Source organism: Saccharopolyspora sp. NPDC050642, from assembly GCF_040654735.1.
Classification (GTDB): Bacteria; Actinomycetota; Actinomycetes; order Mycobacteriales; family Pseudonocardiaceae; genus Saccharopolyspora; species Saccharopolyspora elongata.
Genome location: NZ_JBFAIN010000047.1, coordinates 16,842 through 43,147 on the forward strand (window position 1 = coordinate 16,842; position 26,306 = coordinate 43,147).

At 70.9% G+C, this 26,306-nt stretch carries 18 protein-coding genes; 4 read left to right on the plus strand and 14 right to left on the minus strand.

The window, feature by feature from the left end:
- Nucleotides 1–318 precede the first annotated feature (318 nt).
- From AB0H93_RS38940 to AB0H93_RS38985, 10 genes are all read right to left on the minus strand, one after another.
- Nucleotides 319–3,621, minus strand: a complete 3,303-nt coding sequence (locus AB0H93_RS38940; protein ID WP_358580657.1) for an error-prone DNA polymerase — start codon at nucleotides 3,619–3,621, stop codon at nucleotides 319–321.
- 75 nt (nucleotides 3,622–3,696) lie between these two features.
- Nucleotides 3,697–5,367: a DNA polymerase Y family protein gene (locus tag AB0H93_RS38945; RefSeq protein ID WP_358580663.1), complete on the minus strand. Its 1,671-nt coding sequence runs from the start codon at nucleotides 5,365–5,367 to the stop codon at nucleotides 3,697–3,699.
- On the minus strand, nucleotides 5,364–6,077 hold the full coding sequence (locus AB0H93_RS38950; protein ID WP_358580664.1) for a hypothetical protein: 714 nt from the start codon (nucleotides 6,075–6,077) through the stop codon (nucleotides 5,364–5,366). The genes AB0H93_RS38945 and AB0H93_RS38950 overlap by 4 nt, the downstream gene beginning before the upstream one ends.
- 566 nt (nucleotides 6,078–6,643) lie before the next feature.
- The gene (gene purH, locus AB0H93_RS38955; protein WP_358580666.1) at nucleotides 6,644–8,209 is read right to left on the minus strand and encodes a bifunctional phosphoribosylaminoimidazolecarboxamide formyltransferase/IMP cyclohydrolase; all 1,566 of its coding nucleotides are present in this window, start codon (nucleotides 8,207–8,209) and stop codon (nucleotides 6,644–6,646) included.
- Nucleotides 8,206–8,787, minus strand: coding sequence for a phosphoribosylglycinamide formyltransferase (gene purN, locus AB0H93_RS38960; protein ID WP_358580668.1), 582 nt, complete (start codon nucleotides 8,785–8,787; stop codon nucleotides 8,206–8,208). Before purN ends, purH begins: the two co-directional genes overlap by 4 nt.
- Nucleotides 8,788–8,977: 190 nt before the next feature.
- A complete protein-coding gene (locus AB0H93_RS38965; protein ID WP_358580671.1) occupies nucleotides 8,978–10,525 on the minus strand; it encodes a DUF6350 family protein in 1,548 nt (515 codons plus the stop codon).
- Nucleotides 10,526–10,765: 240 nt separating this feature from the next.
- On the minus strand, nucleotides 10,766–11,677 hold the full coding sequence (locus tag AB0H93_RS38970; RefSeq protein ID WP_358580673.1) for a DUF5336 domain-containing protein: 912 nt from the start codon (nucleotides 11,675–11,677) through the stop codon (nucleotides 10,766–10,768).
- A gap of 221 nt (nucleotides 11,678–11,898) precedes the next feature.
- Nucleotides 11,899–12,783, minus strand: coding sequence for a succinate--CoA ligase subunit alpha (gene sucD, locus AB0H93_RS38975; protein ID WP_358580676.1), 885 nt, complete (start codon nucleotides 12,781–12,783; stop codon nucleotides 11,899–11,901).
- 4 nt (nucleotides 12,784–12,787) lie between these two features.
- Nucleotides 12,788–13,954 (minus strand): ADP-forming succinate--CoA ligase subunit beta, encoded by a 1,167-nt coding sequence (gene sucC, locus AB0H93_RS38980; RefSeq protein ID WP_358580679.1) that lies wholly within the window; start codon nucleotides 13,952–13,954, stop codon nucleotides 12,788–12,790.
- A 577-nt stretch (nucleotides 13,955–14,531) separates the two neighbouring features.
- Complete coding sequence (locus tag AB0H93_RS38985; protein WP_358580682.1) at nucleotides 14,532–16,247, minus strand: hypothetical protein; 1,716 nt, start codon at nucleotides 16,245–16,247, stop codon at nucleotides 14,532–14,534.
- A 477-nt stretch (nucleotides 16,248–16,724) separates the two neighbouring features.
- On the opposite strand from AB0H93_RS38985, the gene AB0H93_RS38990 reads away from it, so the two are divergent.
- Nucleotides 16,725–17,546, plus strand: a complete 822-nt coding sequence (locus AB0H93_RS38990) for a M23 family metallopeptidase (RefSeq protein WP_358580684.1) — start codon at nucleotides 16,725–16,727, stop codon at nucleotides 17,544–17,546.
- Nucleotides 17,547–18,271: 725 nt separating this feature from the next.
- On the opposite strand, the gene AB0H93_RS38995 is transcribed toward AB0H93_RS38990, so the two are convergent.
- Entirely contained in the window at nucleotides 18,272–18,739 is a 468-nt protein-coding gene (locus tag AB0H93_RS38995) for a MarR family transcriptional regulator (RefSeq protein WP_358580686.1), read from the minus strand.
- Nucleotides 18,740–18,832: 93 nt separating this feature from the next.
- Here AB0H93_RS38995 and AB0H93_RS39000 point away from each other — a divergent pair, with 93 nt between their 5' ends.
- A complete protein-coding gene (locus AB0H93_RS39000; RefSeq protein WP_358580689.1) occupies nucleotides 18,833–20,461 on the plus strand; it encodes a class I SAM-dependent methyltransferase in 1,629 nt (542 codons plus the stop codon).
- Nucleotides 20,462–20,716: 255 nt separating this feature from the next.
- Nucleotides 20,717–21,067 carry a VOC family protein gene (locus AB0H93_RS39005; protein ID WP_358306807.1) on the plus strand — a complete coding sequence of 117 codons (351 nt, stop codon included), beginning with the start codon at nucleotides 20,717–20,719 and terminating at the stop codon, nucleotides 21,065–21,067.
- On the opposite strand, the gene AB0H93_RS39010 is transcribed toward AB0H93_RS39005, so the two are convergent.
- Nucleotides 21,031–22,056 (minus strand): YncE family protein, encoded by a 1,026-nt coding sequence (locus AB0H93_RS39010; protein WP_358580692.1) that lies wholly within the window; start codon nucleotides 22,054–22,056, stop codon nucleotides 21,031–21,033. The genes AB0H93_RS39005 and AB0H93_RS39010 overlap by 37 nt on opposite strands.
- Nucleotides 22,057–22,241: 185 nt before the next feature.
- Here AB0H93_RS39010 and AB0H93_RS39015 point away from each other — a divergent pair, with 185 nt between their 5' ends.
- The gene (locus tag AB0H93_RS39015; RefSeq protein WP_358580729.1) at nucleotides 22,242–23,141 is read left to right on the plus strand and encodes a LysR family transcriptional regulator; all 900 of its coding nucleotides are present in this window, start codon (nucleotides 22,242–22,244) and stop codon (nucleotides 23,139–23,141) included.
- 82 nt (nucleotides 23,142–23,223) lie between these two features.
- Here the strand turns inward: AB0H93_RS39015 and AB0H93_RS39020 are convergent, their stop codons facing one another.
- Together AB0H93_RS39020 and AB0H93_RS39025 are read right to left on the minus strand one after the other, a co-directional pair.
- Nucleotides 23,224–23,622, minus strand: a complete 399-nt coding sequence (locus AB0H93_RS39020; protein WP_358306804.1) for a nuclear transport factor 2 family protein — start codon at nucleotides 23,620–23,622, stop codon at nucleotides 23,224–23,226.
- Between the two features lie 116 nt (nucleotides 23,623–23,738).
- Nucleotides 23,739–26,222, minus strand: a complete 2,484-nt coding sequence (locus AB0H93_RS39025; RefSeq protein WP_358580694.1) for a UvrD-helicase domain-containing protein — start codon at nucleotides 26,220–26,222, stop codon at nucleotides 23,739–23,741.
- Nucleotides 26,223–26,306: the final 84 nt, after the last annotated feature.

Consider the following 26,306-nt stretch of genomic DNA (forward strand, 5'->3'; position numbering starts at 1 on the left):
GAGAGATCCCCCGTATCCATCAACGCGTTGAGCCTTCGGTGGCGACCTCGGCCTCTGGCATATCGCGGCGACGGTTCCGAATTTCTCCACAGCACCAGCCCGTTTCCTTCCAGCAGGGCGCTGTGAGGGCCGAACGGGCCCGGGCACGGCATGCCGGCACGCACGTCGTGCCCGGGCTCTTGGCGTTTCCAGCGTCCGCCGGTCAGATTGGGGAACAACACTCTGGGAGGGAGAAGTGTCCTTCCGCTGCCGGTCGGGCATGGTCGACGCCCCGGTTCGGTGGCCGCAGTCACCAGCGAGATGCGAGGCTCGCCGCAGCTAGTGGAAGTCACGCGAGGTCGAGGGGATGCGCACTTCCAGCTTCTGCAGCCGGTCAGCTCTCAAATTGATCACTCCTTCCGCTCGTTCGACGATTCCGCGCACCAGCAACGCGGCGCTGGTACGCCCGACTTTCCGGTAGCGCGCCCACAAACCCGGTGAACACATGACGTTGACCATGCCGGTCTCGTCCTCCAGGTTCAGGAACGTGATGCCGCCCGCCGTGGCCGGTCGTTGCCGGTGGGTCACCGCACCACCCACCAGCACCCGGGAGCCGTGCTCCACTTCGGACAGTCGCTCCGCCGGGATCGCGCCCAGTTCGTCCAATCTGGCTCGGACGAACTGCAGCGGGAAGCTGTCCGGCGACACCCCGGTGGCCCACACGTCCGCAGCGGCCACCTCTACGCCGTCCATCCCCGGCAGCGCCGGGGCGGCGGCCGACGCGGTGGTGCCCGGTAACCGATCCGGCCGATCGCCGGCAGCGGCGGCGGCGTTCCACAACGCCTCCCGCCGGGACAGGCCGAAGCAGCCGAACGCCCCCGCCGTCGCCAGCGCCTCCATCTGCGCGGCAGTCAGCTGCGTTCGGCGCGCCACATCGGCCATGTCGACGTACGGGCCGCGCTCCGCGCGCTCCATGACTAATCGCTCGGCAGCGCTCTCGCCGAGCTTGCGCACGGAAGCCAACCCCAGGCGCACCGCTCGCTTGCCCTCGCTGTCGGTGTCCGGCTCCAAATCGGCCTGGGCGCGACTAGCGTTGACATCAGGCCCGCGCACCCGCACCCCATGCCTGCGGGCGTCGGCGACCAGCGACTGCGGCGAGTAGAAGCCCATCGGCTGGGCCTTGAGCAGCGCGGCGCAGAACACAGCCGGGTAGTAGTGCTTGAACCACGCGCTGGCGAACACCAGCAGCGCGAAGCTCAGGGCATGGCTCTCCGGGAAGCCGTAGTTCGCGAAGGCCAGCATCCGCTGGTAGATCCGCTCGGCCAGTTCCCCGGAAATGCCCTTGGCCGCCATCCCCTCGAACAACCGCCCCCGGAGCCGCTCCATCCGCTCCTCGGAACGCTTGGCCCCCATCGCCCGCCGCAGCTGGTCCGCCTCGGCCGCGGAGAAGCCCGCGACGTCGACCGCCAACTGCATCAACTGCTCCTGGAACAGCGGGACGCCGAGGGTCTTCTTCAAGGCGCCGGCCATCGACGGGTGCTCGAAGTCCCAGTCCTCCAAGCCGTTCCGGCGCCGGATGTACGGGTGCACCGAACCGCCCTGGATCGGGCCCGGCCGGATCAGCGCCACCTCCACCACGAGGTCGTAGAACTCCCGTGGCTTCAGCCTCGGCAACGTGGCCAGCTGCGCGCGGCTCTCCACCTGGAACACCCCGACCGCGTCGGCCCGCCGCAGCATCTCGTACACCGCGTCGTCGTTCAGGTCGAGCTCGCCGAGGTCGACCTCGACCCCGTGGTGTTCGAGGGTCATGTCGATCGCGTAGTGCAGCGCCGAGAGCATGCCGAGCCCCAGCAGGTCGAACTTGACGAGGCCGACCTCCGCGCAGTCGTCCTTGTCCCACTGCAGGACCGTGCGGCCGGGCATCCTCGCCCACTCCACCGGGCAGACCTCGCCGACCGGCCGGTGGCAGATCACCATCCCGCCGGAGTGGATGCCCAGGTGCCGGGGGAAGCCCAGCAGCTCACCGGCCAGCTCCCGCACCGGCTCGGGAATCTCGGAGTCCTCCGGCAGCGGCCCCCAGTGCTCGATCTCCTTGCTCCAGGCGTCCTGCTGCCCGGGCGAGTAGCCCAGGGCCCGCGCGACGTCCCGCACCGCCGAACGCGGTCGGTAGCTGATCACGTTCGCGACCTGCGCGGCGTGCATCCGGCCGTACTTGCGGTAGACGTACTGGATCACCTCCTCGCGGCGATCCGACTCGATGTCCAGGTCGATGTCGGGCGGCCCGTCCCGCTCCGGGGCCAGGAAGCGCTCGAAGAGCAGCTGGTAGCGGACCGGGTCGGCGTTGGTGATCCGCAGCGCGAAGCACACCGCCGAGTTCGCCGCCGACCCCCTCCCCTGGCACAGGATCCGCTGCTCCCGGCAGAACTCGACGATGTCGGACACCACCAGGAAGTAGCCGGGGAACTCCAGCTGCTCGATCAGCGCCAGCTCGTGCTCGATCTGCCGGTAGGCCGCGGGATCGTCCTGCGGCAGGCCGTACCGGTCGAGCGCGCCCCGGAGGACGAGTTCGCGCAGCCAGCTCGCCTCGGTGCGCCCCATCGGCACGTCGAACGGCGGCAGCTTCGGGGCCACCAGCTTCAGGTCGAAGGCGAACTCCCGGCCCAGCTCGGCGGCACGCTGCACGGCCCCCGGGTAGCGGGCGAACAGCTCGGCCATCTCCGCGCCGGAACGCAGGTAGTTGCCCGCCCAGCCGGGCAGCCAGCCATCCATGTCGTCCAGGCTGCGGCGGGCCCGGATCGCCGCCACCACCGCGGCCAACCGAGCGCGGTCCGGCCGGGCGAGGTGCGCGCCGGTCGCGGCCACTGTGGACACTCCGGCCCGATCGGCGAGCCCGGCCAGTGCGTCGTTGCGCGCCGAGTCGGCGGGCAGCCCGTGGTCGGCCAGCTCCACCGTCACGTGGTCCTGCCCGAACAGCCCGATCAGCCGGTCCAACTCGGCGGCCGCCGCCGGGCCGCTTTCGGCCAGCGCCGCCGGGACCGCGCCCTTGCGGCACCCGGTGAGCACCTGCCAGTGCCCCGCCGCCGCGCCCGCGAGCTTCTCCAGGTCGTACACCGGACGGCCCTTCTCCTTGCCCTCCAAGTGCGCCTCGCTGATCGCCCGGCACAAGCTCGCGTAGCCGGCCGGATCGCGGGCCAGCACCAGCAGGTGGCGGCCTTCGGGGTCGGGAATCCCGTTCTGCGGCGCCGAAAGCCCCAGGCTCAGCTCGGCGCCGAACACGGTGCGCACCCCGTGCTCCGCCGCGGCCTCCGCGAAGCGGACCACCCCGTACAGCCCGTCGTGGTCGGTCAGCGCGATCGCCTCCAGCCCTAGCCGAGCCGCCTCCGCCGCCAGCTCCTCGGGGTGGCTCGCACCGTCGAGGAAGCTGAAGTTGGAGTGCGCGTGCAGCTCCGCGTAGGGCACCGCCGCCACTGCGGCGACGGCGTCGGCCTCGTACCTGGCGCGCCGCCGGGTCCACGCCGGGCTGTCGTTCCCGTCGCCGGGATGCCGCTCGTCGCGCGGGCCGGACCCGTCAGCCGGAGGCAGTCGGCCGGAGAGCGCTTTCTCCAGGTCCGACCAGGTCTGGGGAGGGTTGAACCAACTCATGAAATCCAGTGAACTCCTGTTCGATTCACCGCTGCCACCGAATAAGCCGCACTCCACTCGAACGAGTGTTCGTCGCTATCGATAGGCACCCTGCACCCACCACCGGCCCCCTTCGTGCACCAGGAGCAGCGCCACCTCGCCCGCCTCTGCATCGCCGTCCCCGGCCGGATCCGCTTCCGGTTCGAGCACGACCTGGACCCGCACCACCTCCCGCGCCGGCACCTGCGCCGCCGGTGCCGTCTGACCGGCGCCGCCCGCCAGCAGCTCCGCCCACCAGCGCTCGGCCACCGGCCACGGCCCGGACCAGCCGGACACCGCCCGCGACCGCCCACCCGACACCTCCACGCGGCACGGGGCGGCAGTGAGCCGATGCCGACCCGTCACACCCACCGGATGGCCCTCGTCGTCGAACACCGCCGCGGGCCACGGCGAATCCGGCACCACCGAGGGCGACGGCGACGGGATGCGCCCCGGCCACGGCCGGTCGGCGGGCAGCGCAGGACGGCGCTCGTCGCCCCACGGCACGAACCGCACCTGATCGCGCAGGTCCCGGCCGCCGCCGAGCACCCCGGTCAGGACCGCCTCCGGCCCGAGCAAGCCCTGCACCCGCGCGAACGCGCGTCCGGCGCGGGCGTCCGCCTCCCCGGTCGCGGCGTTGAGCAAGTCGAGCTGCAGACCACCCGACCCGACCACTTCTTCCGGCCGCAGGCTCAGCACGCTCACCCCGGCCGTCGGGCGCTGCCGACCGCTGCGACCGTGCAGCCAGCCGTCGAGCTGCCAGCGCACCCGATCCGCAGTGGCCGCCGGCGTCAACGGCTCCGCACAGCGCCAGACCCGATGCAACTCCTCGCCGTGCTCGGTGCGGGCCGAAATCCCCAGCCGGGTGCAGGCAAGCCCGAGTTCGCCCAGCCTGGCGTGCAATTGGTCCGCCAGGACCTTGGCCGCGAACGCGGCCTCGTCCACCCGCTCCACCGGCGGGTCGAGCTCCTCTGACACCACCAGGTCCGGCGGCGGCTGGCGCCGCAGGACCGGCCGCTCTTCCCGGCCGCCGGCCGCGCGGTGCACCAGCAACGCGGCTTGACCGAACCGGGTGGACACGTCCGATGAGGACAGCGCCGCGAACTCGCCCAGCGTGCGAACCCCCAGTCGCCGCAACAGATCCACCAGCTCCGCCTGATCTGCGGTGCGCTGCCCCGGCAGCCTGTCGGCGAGCTGGTCGATCTCCTCGATCAGCAGCGGAGCGAGGAACTCCCGGCTTCGGCCCGGGGCCACGAGTTCGTTGCGCCGGGCCGCCAGGACCGCCGCGAACAGCCCGTCCGCGATGCCGATCTGGCACTCGACGCCGACCTGCGCGTCCAACTGGTCCAGCACGCGCTCGGCGACGGCCTCCTCCGAACCGAAGTACCGGGCCGGCCCCCGCGCCGGGACCGCCACCAGGCCCGGACGCACGACCTCCACGCCCGGCATCAACTCCTCGACCGCCGCCACCACCGGCTCGAACAACCGCGCGTCCCGAGCCGGATCGTGTTCGCACACAACAAGTTCCGGACACCGGCCCTGCGCTTCGCGGCGGCGCATCCCACGACGCACCCCGCTGCCGCGAGCAGTTTCGGAACAGGCCACCACCCGGTTCGCCGCGAACACCGCGGCGGGCACCAGCGAGCCGAGCTCGGCCGCACGGGAGGCGGCGACCACCGGCCAGTCCGGGCACCAGATGACGAGTCGACGAGGCGGCACCGCTCTCACCCCGCCACCGGGCGCAGCTGCGGCCGAGCACTCTCGCCCGGCTCGTCCGCGGGCACTCCGATCGCTCCGTCGCGCGCCGGGAGCAGCAGTCGGCACGAGCGCGGCCTGGATGCCGCTCCGCGCCCTCCCGCTCGCACCGTGACGGCACGTTCCCGCAGGTAGCCATGGCCCTGTCCAAGTCCTCGCCAGTCGGCACCGACGCAGCGCAGCTGCACCTCGGCACCCGTCCACGGACCGAACGGCAGCAGCACCGAGCCGCGGTTGCGCGCCCGCGCCGACAGTCGCCGGGCATCCGAGTCGGCCACCTGCCGGGTACCACCCACCGCCACCAGGTCGACCCCGTCCAGCAGCGCGGCGATCACGCCCACCGGGTCTCCGCCAGGCTGCGGCACCACCGCGAGCCTGGCGAGCTCCACACCGGCTTCGGCCGCCGCCACCAAGCTGATTCCGGGCAGCCCCACCACCGCCGCCCACGATCCGTTCGCCGTCGCCTCGGACAGCAGCGCGAACAGCAGTGAGACCGATCCGTGCACCGCCACCGTGCTGCCACGGCGCAAACCTGGCCATGGCAGCACGGCGGCGAGCTCCGTCCGCGTGGGCAGCACCCGGCCCGCTCCCGGAATGCCGCCGGCCTCGACGGCCTGCACACCCACGGACACCCCGTCAGCCGTGGACGCGCCCAGCGCCGTCAAGGACGCCATCGCGGACATCGCCGCCTCCCCACATCGTGACCGCATGGATGCCCGACCCCGGCGCGGGCACCCATTCAGCCGCTGCGGGGAAGGCAGCGGTGGACCCGGCGCTGCGCCTGCACCCGAACACGGCGCCGGTTCCATCGGAGTAGCCGACCCCGACATCGGCCACTTCCGTTATCTCGAACCTCAGTTCGAACAAGTCAAGTAAACCCTGCACAGCGACCCGCGTCAAGGGCTTCGACCGGATCAGGTGAACATTTGTTCGATCATCTGATCTTGGCGGAAATGTCCGCTACAACTTGACTCATGACCGCGTTTCCAGCTCGCGGGGAAGCCGCCGTCCGAGCAGTTCCGGCGGCCGACCGAGCAGGCGGGCCAGCCCACGGCGAGCCCGCGAACGGCGAACGACATCGCCCGTAGCCACCGGCCTTGCGCCGACGGCTGCGGCACGCAACCCGAGGAGGCAAGGAACCATGCGCACGGACGAAACGCGCACCGATCACCGCCCGGCCGGGGCGACCGGCGAAACGAAAACGGTGCGGCCGACCGAAGTCGACCGCACCGTCCACAGTGCACCGGGTTCAGTGCGCGAAGTGGCGCGTCCCGGTGAAGTACATCGGCACGCCGGCCGCCTCGGCCGCCGCGATGGTCTCCGCGTCCCGGACCGAGCCGCCGGGCTGCACGATCGCGCGAACCCCGGCGTCCAGCAGCACCTGCGGGCCGTCCGCGAACGGGAAGAACGCGTCCGAGGCGGCCACCGAGCCCTTCGCCCGGTCGCCCGCCCGCGACACCGCGAGGCGCGCCGAGTCGACCCGGTTCACCTGGCCCATGCCGACGCCGACGGTCGCCCCGTCGTCGGCCAGCAGGATCGCGTTGGACTTCACCGCGCGGCAGGCGCGCCACGCGAACTTCAGGTCCGCCAGGGTCGCCTCGTCCACCGGCGAGCCGGCCGCCAGCGTCCAGTTCGCCGGGTCGTCACCCTCGGCGTCGATCGCGTCGGAGCCCTGCACCAGCATGCCGCCGGAGATCGCCCGCATCTCGATCCGGCCGCTCTTGGGCGGCTGCGCGGTCAGGATCCGGATGTTCTTCTTCTTGCTCAGCACGTCCACGGCGCCGTCGGCGTAGCCCGGCGCCACAATCACCTCGGTGAAGATCTCGGCGACCTGCTCGGCCATCGCCACCGACACCTCGCGGTTCGTCGCGATGACGCCGCCGTACGCGCTCACCGAGTCGCACTCGTGAGCCTTGCGGTGCGCCGCGGCGATGTCATCGGCCACCGCGATACCGCACGGGTTGGCGTGCTTGATGATCGCCACGCACGGCTCGCTGTGGTCGTGCGCAGCGCGCCAGGCCGAGTCGGCGTCGACGTAGTTGTTGTACGACATCTCCTTGCCGTGCAGCTGAGCCGCGGCCGCGAGCCCGGTCGCTTCGCCGCCGGAGACGTACAGCGCGGCGGGCTGGTGCGGGTTCTCGCCGTAGCGCAGCGCGGAGCGCCGCTCCCAGGTCTCCCCGATCCAGCCGGGGAACACCGAGTCGTCCCCGGTCGGCACCTTGCTCATCCAGGACGCCACGGCGACGTCGTACGACGCGGTGTGCCGGAACGCGGCCGCTGCCAGCTCGACCCGGTCGGCCAGCGTGAAGCCGCCCTCGCGGACCTGCTCCAGCACCCACTCGTAGCGGCTCGGGTCGACCACGACAGCGACGTTCGCGTGGTTCTTGGCGGACGCCCGCACCATCGCCGGCCCGCCGATGTCGATCTGCTCGATCACCTCGTCCGGCGCGGCGCCCGAGGCCACCGTCTGCACGAACGGGTACAGGTTCACGATCAACAGGTCGAACGGCGCGATGCCCAGGTCGCGCAGCTGGTCCGCGTGCTCCTGGCGGCGCAGGTCGGCGAGCAACCCGGCGTGCACCCGCGGGTGCAGGGTCTTGACCCGTCCGTCGAGCGCCTCCGGGAAACCGGTGAGCTCCTCGACCGGGGTGACGGGCACGCCCGCGGCGGCGATCGTGCGGGCCGTACCGCCGGTGGACACGATCTCCACGCCGGCGGCGTGCAGCCCGGTGGCCAGCTCCAGCAGGCCCGACTTGTCGGACACGCCGATCAGCGCGCGGCGAACTGCTCGCCGCTCCTGCGAGTTCGTGGTCACGGGATACTCACCTTCCGTCCCTGCACGGTCCAGCCGTGCAGTGCCAGCTGTTCCAGGGTGTCGACCAGCAGCCGCCGCTCGACGGCCTTGATCCGCTCGTGGAGGCTCGCCTCGTCGTCGTCGGGCCGCACCTCGACGGCCTCCTGCGCGAGGATCGGCCCGGTGTCCACGCCGGCATCCACCACGAACAGCGTGCAGCCGGTGACCCGGACTCCATACTCCAGCGCGTCCCGCACCCCGTGCATGCCGGGGAACGACGGGAGCAGCGCGGGGTGGCTGTTGAGGTACCGGCCGGCGAAGTGGGCCAGGAAATCGGCGCCGACGAGCTTCATGAACCCGGCGGAGACCACCAGGTCCGGCTCGTGCTCGGCGCAGGCCTCGGTCAGCGCGCGGTCCCACTCGGCGCGGTCGGCGTGGTCCTTGACCCGGCGCACGAAGGTCGGCACCCCGGCGCGCTCGGCGCGGGCCAGTCCCTCGATGCCGTCGCGATCGGCGCCCACCGCGACCACCTGCACCGGGAAGTCCGGCGAACTGGTCGCGTCGAGCAGCGCTTGCAGCAGGGTTCCGGATCCGGACACCAGCACGACGACCCGTGCGGGGCCGTCGGTGGCGAACCGGGTTGACTTCGAGTGCTCGGCGGCGCTCGGCTGGTCGGGCGTACTCGGATTCAGCGTTCGCTCCTGACATGCCTCGGCACGATCTCCCGAAGCAGCGTAAGCGCTGATTGCGGCGCCGACGTCGCCAGGGCCCGGGCGAGTGGCGCAGCCCTCACCTCCGGTCGTCTCCGGTGAGGTCGCCGTCGAATTCGGTGGGATCGATCTCGGCGGGCTTGCTCCGGGGCGGTTCGGACTCCGCGGCCTCGCGGGCGTGCGGAATCTCCGGTACCAGGTCGTCCAGTTCCAGGGCATCCGCGTCGGTTGCCTCGGCCTCGGACGCGTTGTCGTCCACCGGGGTGCCAGCTCGATCGCCGTCGACATCGGTGGCGTCGTCAGCGCCGGTTTCGGTGTCGTCGGCGGCGTCCGAAGCGGAGGCATCGGACGGATCGCCGGTTGCGTCGTCCTTCGAGGTCGCCTCGTCCGCGGAGTCGGCGCCCGCCGTGGTCGAACCCGTGGTCTCCTCGGCATCCGCCTGGTCCGCGCCGAGCTCGTCGTCGAGGTCCGGCCCAGCCAGCCACGTGACGGCGGCGGCAGGGATGGCGATCCAGCACAACGTCGCCGCAGCCAGTGCGACCGGCTGCAGCGTCACCTGGCCGAACGGACCATTGCCCAGATCGCCCCCGGCAACGTGCGCGAGCAGCAGCGTTCCCATCGCCGCGACCGCTGCCGCCACGCCGACCGCGAGCAGCCTGCGTGCCAGGGACCCGGGCACCCGGCGCGCGGAGGTCCCGACGAGGAGGCCGACGACCAGAGGCAACCCCAGCACGATCGCCCACCAGGCCGCCGAATCGTGCGTCGGCAGGACGGCGAGCAGCGGCAGGTCCGGCACCGGACCCGGCGCGACGTGCAGTGGCTGAATCTCGAGCCGCCCGATCGACAGGCCCGTTCCGGCGGCGAAGGACCAGCCCGCCACGACTGCATTCGGGAGGTAGAGCAGCGACAACAGCGTGGCGCCGATCGCGTCGCCGGCCGTGCTCCCGAGCCGAGCGAGGGCGGCGACCATCTCCGGCGCCGACAGGCAGATCCCGGCCAGCAGCACCACTCCACCGGCAGCGACGAGCGCGGCCAGCGCCAACAGGCCGAGGCGCAGGCCCGACCAGACCTCGGCCTCGACCCGTTCCCAAACCAGGTAGATCAACCCGCACCGGTTCGCCACGCCTGCCGCAGAGGCGATCGTGGCTACCAGCCCGCAGCTCAGGAACGCATCAACCGGGACCGCGTTCACCGGACCGTCCAGCACCACGGCGATGGCGGTGCCGACGAAGGCGTGCACCAGCCCCATCGCCGTGATCAACGGCCATGCCTGATCCGGACGGCGCAGTCGGGATCGCCGCGCGACCCAGGCGGATGCGGCGGCGATCAGCAGCATCACCAGCACGGTGGGCAGCAGCGGCAGGATGCTCAGCGGCGCGTCCGTGATCTTCAGCGCGGTCTGGTGCAGCGCGAGCCACCCGGGCAGGGCCGCCACCAGGACGACGACCGGGTCGAACTGCGCGCTGCCCGCGGTCGCCATCACCAGCGCTATCAGTCCTGCGGCGACCAGGTAACCGGCGAGCAGGACGGCGCCGACGGCCACGGCGAGCAACCACCAGCGGATCCCGTGCCGGCGTTCGCGGGGACCGTCGGCGATGGCGTGGGGGATCGAGTCGAGCACTGACACGCAGCCGAATGTCGCATCGAAGTTACGCCGAACGGGTCACAACACGCCGTTGCTTCCGCCCATCGTGCGATAACGGTCGTCCACATTGGACATTACCGATGCTGCGAGTCACCGCCCGGAGCTCCGTGCCGAAAGCGCTCTTCCGATTCCGCGGTAGCCCCTGCGAACACCGCGCGGGCGGCCTCGCCACCAGCACGAACCGGTGACAAGGCCGCCCGCGCGACGAGCGGATCGAACGGATCAGAAGCTGGACGGATTGGCGCCGGGGTGCGGCATCTGCTGAGTGCCCTGCGGACCGGAACCCTGGCTCGGCTGCGCCGGCTGGCCGGACGGGTTCGACGTCGGCGCGGACTGGCCGGACTGCGGCGGCTGGCTCGGCTGACCGGACGGGCTCGACTGCGGCGCGGACGGGCTCGACTGCGGCGGTTGCCCCGACGGTCCGGGCTGACCAGGCTGGTTCGGGGACTGGAAGCCACCGGAGGCGGGCTCCCAACTGCCGGGCTGCTGGGACTGCGGGCCGGCCGCCGGGCTCCAGCCGCCGCTCGGCTGACCGAACTGGCCGGGCTGGTTCCAAGCCGGCGCACCGGGACCACCCGGGCCACCGGGACCGCTGGGGCCACCAGGCCCACCGGGCCCACCCGGACCACCGGGGCCGCCATGCCCACCGGGACCGGCCGGGCCGCCGGGCTTGCCCGACTGGAACGGGGCGGACTGGCCGAAGGGCGGCTTCGGGGGCTGCGCGGGCTTCGACGGCGCGTTGATGATGCCGCCCTCCATCAGCAGGATGCCGACCACGGCACCCAGCTGAACGATGGACAGCAGCAGAAGCACCACGACGATCCCGCCGGAGCCACCGCCGACCAAGTCCTGGAGCAGGCTGAGGGTCGCGTAGGCGGACAGCGGCGCGGCCGCGAACAGCGCGTTCGGCGTCTTCGGCACGAACCGCAGACCCGCCAGCGCGGCGGAGACGATCAGGGAGAACCCGACGAGGCTGCCGATCGCCACGCCGGCGACGCCGTCGAAGAAACCGATCAGGTAGCCGATCAGACCGGCGCCGGCCGCCACCAAGGCCAGGATCTCGTTGAGACCGAGCGAAACGCCGGGGCGTCCCGGGGCGGCCGGCGGCGGCGACTGGGGGAAGGGCGCGGACATGGCTGGACGGACTCCTCGCTTCAACACTCGGGGGCGGAGCTTGCTGACGGTATCGAATCAACCGGTTTCGGTGTACCGGAATACCGCCGAACCGGGACTTTCCTGCGGGCTCCGGCGAAGCGCTCGCGATTCCGTCGGCCCCGCACAAAAGCATGCAGACAGCCACCGGGGCCGGACGCCCGAAGGCGTCCGGCCCCGAAAAGGACGTGTCGAGATCGGGCTCAGCCCTTGACGATCTCACGCATCAGCTTGGCGGTCTCGCTCGGCGTCTTGCCGACCTTGACCCCAGCGGCCTCCAGGGCCTCCTTCTTCGCCGCGGCGGTGCCGGACGAACCGGAGACGATGGCGCCCGCGTGGCCCATGGTCTTGCCCTCCGGCGCGGTGAAACCGGCCACGTAGCCCACCACCGGCTTGGTGATGTTGGCCTTGATGTAGTCGGCCGCCCGCTCCTCGGCGTCCCCACCGATCTCGCCGATCATGACGATCGCCTCGGTCTCCGGGTCGTCCTCGAAGGCCTGCAGCGCGTCGATGTGGGTGGTGCCGATGATCGGGTCACCACCGATGCCGACGGCGCTGGAGAAACCGATGTCCCGCAGCTCGTACATCATCTGGTAGGTCAGCGTGCCCGACTTGGACACCAGACCGATCTTGCCCGGGCCGGTGATGTCGGCCGGGATGATGCCGGCGTTGGACTTGCCGGGCGAGATGATGCCCGGGCAGTTCGGCCCGATGACCCGGGTCTTGTTGCCCGTGGCGTTGGCGTGCGCCCAGAAGTAGGCCGAGTCGTGCACCGGGATGCCCTCGGTGATGACCACGGCCAGGCCGATCTCGGCGTCGATGGCCTCGATCACGGCGTCCTTGGCGAACTTCGGCGGCACGAAGACGACCGACACGTCGGCGCCGGTCTCCTTCATGGCCTCCTTGACGCTGCCGAAGACCGTGAGCTGCTTGCCCTCGATCTCGACGGTCTGCCCGGCCTTGCGGGCGTTCACGCCGCCGACGATGTTGGTGCCGGAGCGCAGCATCCGAGCGGTGTGCTTGGTTCCTTCAGAGCCGGTGATGCCCTGAACGATGACCTTGCTGTTCTCGTTGAGGAAGATAGCCATGGCCTCATGCCCCCGCAGCCAGCTCGGCGGCCTTGTCGGCCGCACCGTCCATGGTGTCCACCATCGTCACGACCGGGTGGTTGGCCTCGGCCAGGATGCGGCGACCCTCTTCGACGTTGTTGCCGTCGAGCCGGACGACCAGCGGCTTGGTGGCCTCGTCGCCCAGGATCTTCAGCGCCTGCACGATGCCGTTGGCAACCGCGTCGCAGGCGGTGATTCCGCCGAAGACGTTGACGAACACCGACTTCACGGCCGGGTCACCGAGGATGACGTCCAGGCCGGCGGCCATGACCTCGGCGGAGGCGCCGCCGCCGATGTCCAGGAAGTTCGCCGGCTTCACACCGTTGTGCTTCTCGCCGGCGTAGGCGACCACGTCGAGGGTGGACATGACCAGCCCGGCACCGTTACCGATGATGCCGACCTCGCCGTCCAGCTTGACGTAGTTGAGGCCCTTCTCCTTGGCCTTGGCCTCGAGCGGGTTCTCCGCTTCCTTGTCCACCAGCTCGGCCTGCTTGGCCTGGCGGAACGCGGCGTTCTCGTCGAGGGTGACCTTGCCGTCCAGCGCGATGATCTTGCCCTGCGGGTCCTTGACCAGCGGGTTGACCTCGACCAGCGTGGCGTCTTCGGCGACGAAGGTCTCCCACAGCTGGACGATCACGTCGGCGACCTGGTCGGCGACCTCGGCCGGGAACTTGGCGGCGGTGACGATCTCCCGCGCCTTGTCCTGGTCGACGCCCTCGATCGGGTCGATCGCGATCTTCGCCAGCGCCTCGGGCTTGGTCGCCGCGACCTCTTCGATCTCCATGCCGCCCTCGACGGAAGCCATCGCGAGGAAGTTGCGGTTGGCGCGGTCGAGGAGGAACGAGAAGTAGTACTCGTCGGCGATGTCGGAGGCGGTGGTGACCAGCACCTTGCGGGTGATGTGGCCCTTGATGTCCAGGCCGAGGATCGCCTCGGCCTTGGTCTCGGCCTCATCGGGGTTCTCGGCCAGCTTGACGCCACCGGCCTTACCGCGGCCCCCGGTCTTGACCTGGGCCTTGATCACAACGGGCCCGCCCAGTTCTGCGGCGGCTGCCTTGGCCCCTTGCGGATCGGTTGCCACGGCGCCGGGCAGCGTCGGCACTCCGTGGGAGGCGAAGAGCTCCTTCGCCTGGTACTCGTACAGGTCCACTCGACTCTCCTGCGACGTCGGTGTCGGACTCGGTGACGATATCGACCTGCGAGGACGCATGGGGCGGCGCACCCGGTGAACTGCCTCACCTGAGGTTGGGCATTAGGCCTGGTCGAACCGTCCAGCACGGGGATTGGCCTGCTCCGCAGGCTCGATATCGACGTTCGTGGTGACGAACGGAACAGCGCACCGTGACGGTGTGCCAGGCATTGTCGACCGCGCCGCGCGCGCCGGCAAGGCGGCAGATCGAGTGATCCGCCCGCGGCGAACGGCCCAGCACCCACGCCTCTGCGACCTCGGCGTTTCCCCTGATCACACGAACCGTGCGGATTCCGCACAGTGGCGCACACGACCTCGTCACGCCGGCGATGGACTGGTTGGCGCCGATAGATGACGTGAACGGGCCGTTCGCCTCATCCACCCGACGCCAGCGTGCACTGCCGGCGTGGGCCGACCCCGGAACGAACGGGGCGTTCACTCCCGCCGCTCGACGCGGGCAGCTGCTCCAGCGACCATCGCCCATACCTGCGGGAACTCCGCCCCGGGGCCGCTGGGCATGATCAGGAACCGTTCCTTATTACTGTCGCTCGCCGGGCACTCGGGCGGCCGCGATCGACGTTCCGAGCAGCACCACCACGCAGGCCGCTCCGAACCACAGACCCAGGCCGGGCTCCGAGCCCGGTAGCCGTTCCGCAGTCAGCGGGAACTCGAGCACCCGGACCGCCACGACGAGCGCCGCCGCGCAGAGCAGCGCCGCAGCGCGAGGCGGTCGGCACATCGGCGCCAGCACCGACGCTCCGACCACGGCGGCCAGCGCGATCACCAGTCCCCAGGACGTCGTCCCGAAGGCGGTGAACACACCGGGCGCCGTGTAGTCCGGGGCGGTGAGCACCGGGAAGCTGAACGCACCGGCCCCGAGCAGCAGCGCGAGGAGCGACGGAACCAGCACCATGCGGTGCATCGCCATTTCCGTCAGATCCACGTCGTCGCGTTCGACCGCACCGGCGATGGCCGCGACGATCGCCGCGGATGCGGCGAACAGGACCGCGATCCCGGCCGCCCAGGCTCCGATCCCGGCGCTTGCGTCCGCTGCCTGCACGGCGGTGAACACCGCGTCGAGCACCCCGGCCGCCGCGAACGGGATCACCACCCAGACCACCGTCAGAATCGGGCGCAGCCATCCGGCGAGGCGTGGCAGCAGCAGTCCGATGCCCAGCGCCACCAGCAAGAAGCCGGCGGGCCACAGCAGCCGCGCCGGGTACGGGGACGGGTCGCGCAGCCCGAAGGGCATCTCCACCTGCGGCGCGGCCGCCGCAAGCAGCGCCAGCGCACCGGCGACCAGGGCGAGCACGGACGAGGCGGTGATCAACCGGGTCAGCGCGGGCAGGCGGAGATCGTCGGTCGACTCGCCGGAATCGGCGCGCCCGGCGGGCACGGCCAGCACCACCAATGCGACCACCGCGACCACGACGAGCACCGGACCCCAAGCCAGCTGGACCTGGTCGAGCACCGCCGCGGACACCAGCGGCGGCACGGCCACGCAGGCCAGCGCCGCAGCCATCCCGAGCAGCCCGCCGCGGGCGAACTCCGGGTCGGTGGAGCCCGCCAGGAATCCGGCGGTGCTCGGCGCGGCGACAGCGAGCAGGATGCCGCCGATCAGCAGCACCACCGGCCCGTCCAGCGCCGGGTGCGGCAACAGGTACGGGTCCTCGGAGGCGAACGGCGCCATCAGAACGCCGACGGCCGCGATCACGCCGGCGCACAGCACGAGCGTGAGCAGGCCTTGCCGGTGCGAACCGGCGCCCTCATCGCCGTGCCCGATGCCCCGAACTGCGAGAACACCGGCGACGATCGCCGCGACATGCCCGGCGAGGAGCAACCAGACACCGGCCGAAGGGGCGAGGACGTCGAGGGTTTCCACCCGGAGCAGCTCGGGCCTGGCGGCCAGACCGGGGTCGGCGACGAACTGCAGATCCAGCACCAAGCGGCCCGGCGCGAGCGCCGCCGGGCCGACGAGCACGGCCGCCGCCGTTCCGAGCCGCCCACGCTTGGCGAAGACGAAGGCCAGCGCGGGGGCGAGCAGGGAGAGCGCCAGCAAAAGGGGCCATGCCAGGAACGCCGCCGAGGCACCGGGCTCGACGAGCCCGAGCAATGGACCGAGGCCGACGAACAGAGCACCGGCGGCGGCCACCACGATCGCGGCCCGCAGTCGGATCGGCAGATCGAGATCGGGCTGCGGATTCGCGGCGAGAGCCGAGGAACCGCCGGACGGATGGTCGGGCCGCGCAGTCACCGCGCAGACGCTAGCAACCCCGGACGGCGGCGGCACCTACCGGTCGCACGCTCAGGGACATCCCCTAGGACCGACCGAACGGAGCACCGCCGAGTGCCCATCAAGCCGCTCTTGGAGTGTGACTCGCGACACATTTCATTACCGCGAGACAACTTGATCGAGACACGTCCGCGTCAGCTGCGGGCCGATCGATCTACCTCGTTCCGATCACGAAGCCGCTGGCAGCTCCGCTGCGCGACGACCACACCCAGTATCCACACGACCCCGACAATCGGGCCCGCCGCGCGCCTCCCAGGCACGTTCCGTAGCCGCGACACCACGGACGGGGATTTGCCCCTAGGGGATCACCTTGGTTACTGTCCCCCGGTCCGTTGTCACGGTCTGATCACGAAGGACAACCTTCGGCCGGTTCCCCGACCGGCCCCGGGATCCCCGCCCGGAAACGTGATCCGGCTCCCCGAGACGGAAGGGCAGGCATTGGCTCGACACCGCTCCCCCGGCGGCGAAGAACACTCCCCGGGCTGTGCGGAGGCGTCCCCCGACGACCCCTCCAGCAGTCCGGCGAAGACCCGGGGCTCCTCACCCGCATCGGTCTGGCGCGGCCGCGTGGTCGTCGCCGCCGTCGCAGCCGGCGCCTTCGCGGCCGCCGGGCAGTCGATGGCCGCAGGTGAAGGGCACGCCGCCCCGGACCACGACGACTTCAACCCGTCGGACGCATCGGCCTCGTTCAACACCGCGCTGGCCGACGAGTCCTACACCGGCGTCGGCGGCAGCGCTCCCGCTCCGGCGATGCTCCCGGTCGCGCAGACCACCGACGTCAGCTCCGAGATGGATCAGCTCAAGAAGAGCGAGCGGATCACCCAGGAGCGCGACGCCGCCCGCATCGCCGCCGAGGAGGCAGCGCGGGCCCCGAAGTACGTGCTTCCCGCAGCCGGCAGCTTCACCTCCGGTTTCGGTGGTCGCTGGGGCACCACGCACTACGGCATCGACATCGCCAACGCCAAGGGCACCCCGATCTATTCCGTCGCCGACGGCGTCGTGATCGAGGCGGGCCCGGCCAGCGGTTTCGGCCTGTGGGTGCGGGTGCAGCACGAGGACGGGACGATCACCGTCTACGGCCACGTCAACACCATCACGGCCAAGCAGGGCACGAAGGTGAAGGCCGGCGACCAGATCGCCACCATGGGCAACCGCGGCTTCTCCACCGGTCCACATCTGCACTTCGAGGTGTGGAACACCAGCGGCAAGAAGATCAACCCGCTGCCCTGGATGCAGGCCCGCGGCATCTCGCCCGCGTAGGCATCCGCGCGAGTTCGGAAGTGGCGTCGACGACCGTCGGCGCCACTTCTGCTTCCAGCCGTCTGCGAAGTCGGCGCCCCAGCGAACTCGCCGCGCGCCTGCAGGTCGGCCCGCGCACCGTCCGCCTCGACATCGACCGACATCGAGGCTCGGCCGTCTGGGCGAGGCGGCGATCGGCACGGAAGGCGGCTACCGCCTGAGCGCAGGCAAGGTCATGCCGTCCCTGCTGCTCGACGGCGAGGAGACCGTGGCCGTTCGTGGCCTGCCTTCGCCTAGCGGCGAGGAACATCGGGCGCTGGCCAAGCTCCAACAGGTTCTGCCCTCGCGGCTGCGGCGGGTCAAGGCCCTTGGCTCGACGACCGTGCCGCTGACGCCGGCCAACGCGATCACCGGCCGGAACTTCACCTACCGCGCCGCGAGCAAGCACCTGGTCGAGCCACACCGGCTCCGGCACCTGCCGGCCCACGACAACGATCGCGAGGACTGGCGGGGCCTTCCGCATCGACCGGATCCCCGAGCCCTGTCCGACGGGAACCCGGACCCAAGTCTCGAAGAGGTCACCGCTTTCATCGAGCAGAAGCCGTTCAGCCTCACTCTGGCCTACCCTGCGCGCACCGATCGAGCAGATCTCCGCGAGCCTCGGCGATCAGGTCGATCTGGCGCCGATCATCGAGGGCAGCTGCCTGTTGCGCAGTGCACGAGCCCGCCGAACTCGTCGAGCAGGGTCACGACTCTCGCTGCCGGTGCCACTTCTGCATCAGATCAGGGATCTCGGCACGGAGGAACTCGAAGAACCGGCGGGTCTCGTCCAGGCGCCTCCCGGGCCCCGTTTCCTCTCCGACCGCGGCCACGCCTTCGGCGAGGGTCCGCTCCCAGCCGAGCATTTCCGCGTCGCGCTGGACGATGCTCGCGTACCAGACGTCGTCGAACACCCGGTAGTGATCGCGCCGCTCGCCGGGACCCCGCTCCCGCACCACCAGCTTGACCTGCACCAGGTAGCGGACCGCGCCGGACACCGCCGCCGGGCTCACGTCCAGCACCTCGGCGAGCTCGCTCGCCGTCCGCCGCCCCTCGTCGGCGACCAGCAGGCTCGCGAACACCCGCGCCGCCATGCGCGGGAAGCCGGCGCCGGTCAGGTCCAGGGCGAACCGCTCGACGAACCGCAGCACCTCGTCCTCCGCGCGTTCCGCCATGTCCCCATCCTCAGCAACCGTGTCGATCACTCGAAAGATTTTATACGTTTTCTTTATTTCACGAATTTGTGAAACAAGTGTAGCTTGGGCCGCGTGACCGAACAGATCCGGTTTACCGGCGCTCAGCAGACGCTCCTCGGCCCCCTCTACGCCCGGGCCATGGACAACCGCAGGCCCGATCCGGTGCTCGGCGACGAGACGGCGGACCGGCTGCTCGACCGCATCGACTTCGACTTCCACAGGCTGTTGGGCTCGGGAGATCAGATGGCGGTGATCCTGCGGGCCAAGCAACTCGACGACTGGGCGGGGCGCTACCTCGCCGAGCACCCCGACGCGGTGGTGCTGCACCTGGCGTGCGGCCTGGACAGCCGGGCGTTCCGGCTCGCCGTTCCCGCCGACGTGCGCTGGTACGACATCGACATGCCCGACGTGATCGAGCTGCGGAACCGCCTCTACCCGCAGGGCCCGGCGAACTACCGCACCATCGCGGCATCGGTGACCGATCGGGACTGGCTCGACGAGATCCCGACCGGGCGGCCGACTCTGGTCATCGCCGAGGGCCTGACGATGTACCTGACCGAGGCGGACGGCGTGGACCTGCTGCGCCGGCTGGTCGAGCGCTTCGAGATCGGCGAGATGATCTTCGACGCGGTGCTGCCGTGGACCGTGACGGCCGCGCGCTTCTCCGGGTTCCTGCAGCGAACGGGCGCCTCCTTCCACTGGGGCATCGGCGATCCCCACGCCCTCGAACTGCGCGTGCCCGGCCTCCGGCTGCGGCAGGAACTGCCGATGATGGACCTGCCGGCCGTGGCGAAGATGCGCGCGACCGACCGCGCGATCGCGAAGGTCATGAACACCACCCCGGCGCTGCGCAAGGCCATGCGACTGCTGCACTACAGCTTCGAACACCAGGAGCGCGAGAAGGTCGAGCTGACCGGCGCGCAGGCGACGATGCTCGCCACGCTCTACCTGCGCGCGCTGGACAACCGGTCGGCGGACCCGATGCTCGGCGACCGGCACGCCGACAAGGCCGTTCAGCGCATCGACTTCGACTTCGGCAAGTTCAAGTTGCGCGCGCACAACGCCGGTTCCGTGGCGATGCGCGCCAAGGCGCTGGATCGCTGGGTCGAGGAAGCCCTGCGCCCCAGCATGACTGTCCTGCACCTGGGTTGCGGGCTGGACAGCCGCTTCGAGCGGATCAACCCGCCGGAGAGCGTCGAGTGGTACGACATCGACCAGCCCGACGTCATCGAGCTGCGCCGCCGCCTCTTCCCGGAACGCCCGCACCACCACACCATCGCCTCGTCGGTGACCGCGCCCGGCCTGCTCGACGGCATCCCCGGCGACCGGCCGGTCCTGGTGGTCGCCGAAGGGCTCACGATGTACCTGTCCGAAGTGGATGGTCTGGCGCTGCTGCGCCGCGTCATGGGGCACTTCCCCAGCGGAGAGCTGATCTTCGACGCCTTCAGCAGCCTGGGGGTCCGGGTGTCCAACCGCTTCAACCCTGCGGTGGTCCACGCCGGAGCGCGCCTGCACTGGGGCATCGATGAGCCGCGAGCGCTGGAATCCAGCGTGCGCGGGCTGCGGTTCGTCACCGAGTGGTCGTTCACCGATGCGCCGGAACTCGACAGGTACCCGCTCCCGGCGCGCGCCGCCATCCGCGCGTCCGGGCGCATCACCGCGATGCGGCGGATGGGCCGGATGCTCCGCTACCGCTTCTGACCCAAGCGCCGGGCGACTCGATCGGGAGGCGCACGGTCAGTTCCTCCGACCCCGCGCGCCGGTCGGTTGCCTGGCGTCCTCAGCGGGAAACCTGGTGGCATCGAGTTCCCGCCACCGAGCTCGTCGGCGATCACGAAATCCACGAGCTCTCGGCGGCTGCTCCGGTGTCGTACGGCAGCGCACGTCCCGCCCGGGCTTGCGTGGAACGGCGGGCCGCCCGCTGCCGTGGCACGGTTTCGCCAGGAGGTGGTTGCGATGATCAACGGCGCGCACTTGCTGCTGTTCAGCCGGGACGCCGAACGGGACCGGGCGTTCCTCCGCGACGTGCTCGGGTTCGACGCCGTCGACGCCGGGGACGGGTGGCTTATCTTCGGGCTGCCGCCCGCGGAACTCGCCACCCATCCCACCCACGGCGAGCCCACCTGCGAGCTCTACCTGATGTGCGACGACATCGCCGTCACCATCGGTGAGCTGCAGGAGAGCGGCGTCGAGATAACCCGCCCGGTCAGCAACGAGGGCTGGGGACTGCTCACCGCGCTCCGCCTGCCCAGCGGCGCCGAAATCGGGCTCTACGAACCCAAGCACCCCCGCCCGGCCGGGATGTAGGCGAGGCCGTGCGCGCCGGGCTCGCCACGCCGTTCGATCGGCAGGGTCGCCAGCGTGCTCTGGGTTTCGAGGTCGACGACGGAGACCGTCGAGGACATCACGGCGGACACGTAGGCGCGCGTGCCGTCGGGCGAGGACGTGATGGTGAGCGGGAAGCTGCCGACCTCGACGCTGCCGAGCGGCTCGTAGGTGCCCGGCGCGTAGCTCAGCAGCCGCCCGGCTTGCTGCTGGATGAGGGCCGGGTCACCGTCGAACCGGAGCCCGCCGACGAGCAGCGTGCCGGTGCTGGTGATGTGGACCGCGAGCACGGGCTCCTCGGTGCGGATCGTGCGGACGATGTCGTTGGTCTCGGTGTCGATCACCTCGATGGCGGTCGGGACGTCGGGGGCCCCGGCCTTCGGCGTGGCCACGCAAACGTGCTTGCCGTCAGGGGTGACGGCGATTCCTTCGCTGCCCGCGACCGGCACCTGGCGCAGCAGCCGGCCGGCTTCCAGGTCGACCGCGGAGACGAACGGGGCCTCCTTGTTGCTCGCGTAGCCGCGACGCCCGTCCGGCGTGATCACGAACCAGTGCGGGCCCGGCGCCTCGGTGTCGATGCGGCCGATCGGCTTGCGGGTCTTCGTGTCGAGCACGACCACGCCGCCCCGCCCGGCGGGCCCGGCCTCGACGCTGACGTACAGCCGCCGGTTCTCGGCGTCCAGCGCCAGGCCGTGCGGGCCATGCTCCGGTGAGAGGTCCACGACCTCGACGATCTCGCGCGCATCGGCGTCGATGACCACCACCTCGTGAGCCCGGCCGGTGTTCTCGTCGTAGTAGCCCGAGCGGTAGGCGATCGTGCAGTAAAGGACTCGGTGCTCGGGATCGAAGCAGAGCTCGTGCGGTTCCGCAGGCATTTCGAGGGTTTCGAGCGGCTGGTGGGTGATCGCGTCGTAGAAGCTCACGGTGGGGCCGCTCTGGCTGACCACTGCCAGCACGTCGCCGGTCTGCATGGCCGGTTCTCCTCAGGTCGAAAGGTTCCCGCCGGTGCGGGATCATCTCCACCTTGGGCCGGACAAACCGTTGCCGCGATGGCAAAGCCGGCACGCAATACTTGCCCCGCGCGCAATACTGCTGGTGGCCAACACTCTTCGCGACAGATGTGACCGACGTCATAATGGAGTTCTGAGTGTCCACAATGGACTTGAACCTGCTGGTGGCACTGGACGCGCTGCTGCACGAGCAAAGCGTGACGCGCGCCGCGGAACAGCTGCAGACCTCGCCCGCAGCCATGAGCCGGACGCTCGGCCGGATCCGCCGCATCCTGCACGATCCGATCCTGGTGCGCGCCGGTCAGAGCATGGTCATGACGCCGTTCGCCGCAGCGATGCGCGACGACGTGCATTCCGTCATCGAGCAATCGCGCACGCTGCTCAGCCGCGGCGCGGCGTTCGACCCCGCCTCGCTGTCCCGCACCTTCACCTTGCAGACGAGCGATCTCCTGATCGACGCGCTGACGCCCGGACTGCTCGCGGCGGCGGGGAACGACGCGCCGGGAGTGACGCTGCGGTTCGCCTCCGAAGCCGTCGAGGACACCCGCGCCCTGCGCGACGGCCTGATCGATGTCGAACTCGGGGTGCTCAAGCACCTCGATCCCGAGACCTGCACGGCGCCGTTGACGTCGCTGCGGTTGGTCGGCGCGGTTCGCTCCGAGCATCCGCTGGCTCGCGGCCGGGTCACACCGCAGCGATTCGGCGCGTCCGAGCACATCAGCGTTTCGCGGCGCGGTCACGCGCGGGGGCCGGTGGACGAGCGATTGGCCAAGCTGGGGATCCAGCGGCGAGTCGCGGTCGTGCTGCCCAGCCACACCGCCGCACTGCTGCTGGCGAGGGAGACCGATCTCGTCTGCCTGACAACGGAATCCGCGGCGCGACGACTCGGCCTGCACACCTTCGAGGTGCCGCTGGACCTCCCGGGGCTGGAGGTGGGCATGGCGTGGCATCCCCGCAACGACGCGGACGCGGCCCACCAGTGGCTGCGGGCCCGCATCCGGGACACCGTCGCCAGCCTCGACTCCGCCAGCGGCGCGATTCCCTGACCAGCCCCTGGCAGACACCACGCCCAGCGATTTCGATCGCGGGCGCCGCCGAGTCCGGTGCCACCCCGCGCCGCTTGGAGGTTCAGGAGGCTCCGAAGGCGCGAGCCAGGGCCAGGCTGTCCTCGTACGTGACGTAGCGGGTGATCTTCCCGCCTTCCACCGTGAAGTGGAAGGCGAAGGGTGACACGAACGGCCTGCCGGTCGCCTTGACGATCTGCCGCATGCGGCCAAGGACGACCGCGTCCGCCCCGTCCACGAGGATGCGCTCCACCGCGAACTCCTCCGGCTGGAGATGCGTGTGCAGCGACGCGAAGAACTCCGCCGCTTCCGCCCGCGTGGCTCGCCGCCCGGTCCAGGGCACGTCGTCCGCACCGTAGATGTCCCACTCGATGCGGTCGGCGAAGAGGTCGGCCAACGAGCCGATCTCGCCGTCGCCCAGTCGGCGGTAGAACTCGTCCACGACTGCCCGGGTTTCGCTCACGACGCACCTCACGAGGTTGTGCTTCCTGCTACCGCAGTACCAAACCTCGGCCGGCCGCCGGGTATTCCACCGCACCCCAAGCATTGTCCATTTAGGACACCGAGCCGCTCACCGGGTCAGAGCTTGCTGATCGGCACGCTGCCGATCAGCATCAGGCGAACCGTGCCGGAGCTGCCGAAGTCGATCGTCGCGGTGGCCCGCGGCCCCTCGCCCTCGGTGGACAGCACCGTGCCCAGGCCGTACTTGTCGTGGGTGACCCGGTCGCCGGCCGCCAGCTTGATGGCGACCGTGTCCTTCCAGCCCTTCATACCGGTGCTGCGCATGCCGCGCTCCGCCAGCCCGGCCTGGGCGGAATCCGACCCGGTGCGGTCGAAACCGCCGCGGCTGCCCCAGGTGCTGCGCACCTGCGGGGCGGCTCGCTCCGGTTCGATCCGACGCCAGTGCATCAGCTCGTCCGGGATCTCGGTGAGGAACCGGGACGCCGGGTTCGTCATCGGCTGTCCCCACGCCGAGCGCATGAGCGCCCGTGACAGGTACAGCCGCTGCCGGGCACGGGTGATGCCCACGTACGCCAGCCGCCGTTCCTCCGCCAGCTCGGCCGGGTCGCCGAGCGCCCGCGAGTGCGGGAACACGCCGTCCTCCCAGCCGGTGCAGAACACCACCGGGAACTCCAGGCCCTTCGCGGTGTGCAGGGTCATCAGGGTGACCACCCCGTCCCCGGACTCCGGCAGCGAATCCGCGTCCGCCACCAGCGAGACGCGCTCCAGGAACGCCGACAGCGAGTCGTCCGCGGGCAGCCCCAGCGCCGCCTCCTCGGCGTCCTCCGCCGCCGGCACCGCCTCCGAGACGACCGCCTCGGCCGACGGATCGACCTCGGCCGCGGACTCGCCGACCGGCGCTCCCGCCAGGGTCTCGGTGAACTCCCGCGCGACCGTCACGAGCTCGGTCAGGTTCTCCACCCGCGTCGCGTCCTGCGGATCGTCGCTGGCTTCCAGTTCGGCGCGGTAGCCGGTGCTTTCCAGCACCTTCTCGAGGATCTCGGCGACATCGGACTCCGCCGCGACCGCCTGGAGCTCGTCGAGCAGCGCCACGAAGCCCGCGATGGCGTTCCGGGCCCGCGTGTTGAGCAGCGGAACCTGGCCGGCCGCCGCCTTCCGCAGCGCGGCGGCGAACGAGATCCGCTCCTGCTCGGCGTGCACGGCGACCACGGCCTCCGCCCGGTCTCCGATGCCGCGCTTGGGCACGTTGAGGATGCGGCGCAGGCTGACCGTGTCGTCCGGGTTGTCCAGCACTCGCAGGTAGGCCAGCGCGTCCCGGACCTCGCGGCGCTCGTAGAAGCGGACGCCGCCGACCACCCGGTACGGCAGGCCCAGCCGGATGAACACCTCCTCGAACACCCGGGACTGGTTGTTCGTCCGGTAGAACACCGCGATGTCGTTGAACGTCGCGTCGCCCTCGTCCACCAGCCGATCGATCTCACCGGCGACGAACGCACCCTCGTCGTGCTCGTTGTCCGCGACGTAGCCGACGATCCGCTCGCCGTCCCCGGCATCGCTCCACAGCCGCTTGTCGCGCCGGTTCGGGTTGCGCCGGATCACCGCGTTGGCCGCGGACAGGATCGTCTGCGTGGAGCGGTAGTTCTGCTCCAGCAGGATCGTCCTGGCCTGCGGGTAGTCGCGCTCGAACTCCTCGATGTTGCGGATCGTCGCGCCCCGGAAGGCGTAGATCGACTGGTCGGCGTCACCGACCACGCACAGCTCCGCCGGCTCGACGCCGCCGTCGGTCGTCCCGGTGCCGACCAGCTCGCGCACCAGCACGTACTGCGCGTGGTTGGTGTCCTGGTACTCGTCGACCAGCACGTGCCGGAAGCGCCGCCGGTAGTACTCCGCGACCGCCGGGTGGTCCTGCAGCAGCTCCACCGTGCGCATGATCAGGTCGTCGAAGTCCATCGCGTTGGACTCGACCAGCCGGCGCTGGTAGCCCGCGTAGACCTGGGCGACCTTGCGCTCCATGTCGTTGCCCGCCTGCTCGGCGGCGGCCTCCGGGGTCAGCAGCTCGTTCTTCAGGTTCGAGATGTGCACCGCGAGCGTGCGCGCCGGATAGCGCTTGGAGTCCAGGTCCTGCTCCCGCGCGATCATGGTGATCAGCCGCCGGGAGTCGTCCGAGTCGTAGATCGAGAAGTTGGACGACAGCCCCAGGTTCTTGGCCTCGCGGCGCAGCACCCGGACGCACATGGAGTGGAACGTCGAAACCCACATCACGTTGGCCCGCCGACCCACCAGATCGACGACGCGTTCCTTCATCTCGGCCGCGGCCTTGTTGGTGAAGGTGATCGCCATGATCTGGCCCGGGTGCACGCCACCCGCGAGCAGGTAGGCGATCCGGTTGGTCAGCACCCGCGTCTTGCCCGACCCGGCGCCGGCCACCACGAGCAGCGGCGAGCCGGTGTGCACCACCGCGTCGCGCTGCTGCGGGTTCAGGCCGTTGAGCAGGGCGTCCGGATCCGGGCCGGACCGCGAGGCGCGCCCGGATTCGTCCGACTGCGGCGATCCGTGCTGCGGAAGATCGCTCTGCCACTGGAGGTCGAGTGGGGTGCTCATCGTTGCTCCACGTTACCGGCGTGCCCGGACAAAACCCGAATCCCGGTGCCCGAACCGGACGCGCGGATCGGCTCGCCGGACGGT